The organism is Nodosilinea sp. P-1105, from assembly GCF_012911975.1.
Classification (GTDB): Bacteria; Cyanobacteriota; Cyanobacteriia; order Phormidesmidales; family Phormidesmidaceae; genus Nodosilinea.
The window spans coordinates 1-2,014 of the sequence record NZ_SMDQ01000149.1; the positions used below are offsets into that span (position 1 = coordinate 1).

Consider the following 2,014-nt stretch of genomic DNA (forward strand, 5'->3'; position numbering starts at 1 on the left):
AGAATGTACCGGCGAATCCATCCGACATAGCTTTGCTCGGTTCGATAGGAATAATGCTTTAGACGAATTACGTCGCGGACTTGGTCAAGCAGCTTTCTGGGTCGGGATTCCATGACAAAGAAGGTAGACACCGGCAGTATAAATGTACCAAATACCACATCCCTAGTCTGCGTGCTGACCATGAAGATTTGCTGAAGCTATCGGCATAACACCCCTTGACAAGCATATTATGCAGAACAAGATCCAGATAAACACCTCTATTAGGGTAATTATCACAACTCGATTCGGCATAATGCCCGAATTTGGGCAGATAGCCCGATAGATTTCGGTATAACACCCCAATTTGGGCAGTTATGCGGATAATATTCGGTATAACACCCCCCAGAGGAGGTGATATGCAACTTTGATTCTGGCTAACTACCCTGCTACGGGGTGTTAGACGGAATCTAGGAAGGAAAGTCAGTATAAGCAGTAGTTGTGCCGCTCAGCCTCCAGTGGTGACAGCACCGGAAGCCCATCTGTCTGTAATGTAAAGTTGAACGCTACTCCAGAATTGGCGATCGCTTTTGACAGGTGTTTTGAGCAGAAGTTGTAGGCTAAGATCAAAGAGATTCTTGCGATGGATAGCTGATATGACAACCGTAGCGCGTGTTATTCATAGTGACCCTGATATTCTGGGAGGAACTCCTGTTTTCGTTGGAACTCGTGTGCCAATGAAAACGTTGCTCGATTATCTCGAAGCGGGCGATCCACTCGATGAATTCCTGGATCATTTTCCGAGTGTTAAGCGTGAACAAGCGATCGCAGCTCTTGAATTAGCAAAGGAAATGCTAACAGCTTATGCGAATCCTGCTTGATGAATGCGTCCCACGTCCCCTCAAGCGTGAACTGGCTGATTACGAGGTACGCACAGTTGTTGAGATGGGATGGTCAGGGAAAAAGAATGGTGAGTTGTTGAGACTCATGAGTCAAGAAGGCTTCACGATTCTACTCACCACAGATCAAAATTTGCGGTATCAGCAGAACCTAGAGCAAGCTGGAGTGGCGGTCGTTGTTCTTGTAGCACGCAGTAATCGATTACCAGATTTAGTACCTTTGATACCTGATGTTTTGAGTGTGTTGAGCACAATTGCACCGGGGCAAGTGATCGAAGTCGGAGGCTCCTAATGATCGTGCAAGCGGCGCAGCACAACAACCCCAATGCACCCGACCGTTGAAGGGTTGTCTGTAAGCACTCAAGGTTATCTGCGGCTGGTGATTGGAAACGTTGGGCTGCTTGAGTTTCTAATCCCGATCTGCCAGAGTAAGAGAATATTGAGAAGCAGCAAGGTTATGGTTACGAGATCCACAGTTACGCATTGAAAACTACAAAACTGAAGAGCAACACTCCGGACAGTTTTTGAAAGCCAACGGTAGAATAAGGGTTTTAGTCCTCTCCTGCCGTAGTCTAGCCAACAAGAAACCACGGGTTTCAGCGCTTGTCCGGAAAAGTGTCCGGACTATTGATTATGGGATTGGCTTGTCTGATACTCACATTTTTGATACAGGTCAGGGATTGTGTCCTTTTGAGCGGAGCGATGCAAGATTCGTTGTTGACATTGAGCATCTTGCTTTTCCACCAGATCAAACCATTAAACGGCTAAAGTACGCTCTTAGTGTTTTTGCAGATTGGGAGTATACCCTACCTGGCTGGAATTGTGAGCATCTTGGCCGATTGATTGTGACCGATCTAGCCCAGATGTTATTAAAGCAGTCCTATTTGGTGGTTATGCGATATGACTCCAGAGGGTGATCATAAAACTGCTCAACAGGTTTTCCACAGCTATTTGAGTACATTTGATCCTGATCTGATCAAGTAGAAGTGCCAAGTACAATCCATCGGGGCTTAGCGATGCATCTAGCCAAGTTAGTGATTCGGGCATCTTTTGCGAGAGGTTATATAGCGGTTCTCATCCGGGTGAGGTACAGTAGCAGCGGAAAGTAAACCAGCTCCGAATATCATTCAAAGACACCT

General features: G+C 46.3%; 3 protein-coding genes. 2 read left to right on the plus strand and 1 reads right to left on the minus strand.

What is annotated here, in order from left to right; all coding sequences use genetic code 11:
• Positions 1–113: phage integrase N-terminal SAM-like domain-containing protein (locus E1H13_RS27575; protein ID WP_206070843.1), on the minus strand; the 113-nt coding region annotated here is incomplete at its 3' end.
• 519 nt (positions 114–632) lie between these two features.
• Here E1H13_RS27575 and E1H13_RS26410 point away from each other — a divergent pair.
• Both E1H13_RS26410 and E1H13_RS26415 read left to right on the plus strand, forming a co-directional pair.
• Positions 633–857: a DUF433 domain-containing protein gene (locus E1H13_RS26410; RefSeq protein WP_169617938.1), complete on the plus strand. Its 225-nt coding sequence runs from the start codon at positions 633–635 to the stop codon at positions 855–857.
• Positions 841–1,167 (plus strand): DUF5615 family PIN-like protein, encoded by a 327-nt coding sequence (locus tag E1H13_RS26415; RefSeq protein WP_169617939.1) that lies wholly within the window; start codon positions 841–843, stop codon positions 1,165–1,167. Before E1H13_RS26410 ends, E1H13_RS26415 begins: the two co-directional genes overlap by 17 nt.
• Positions 1,168–2,014: the final 847 nt, after the last annotated feature.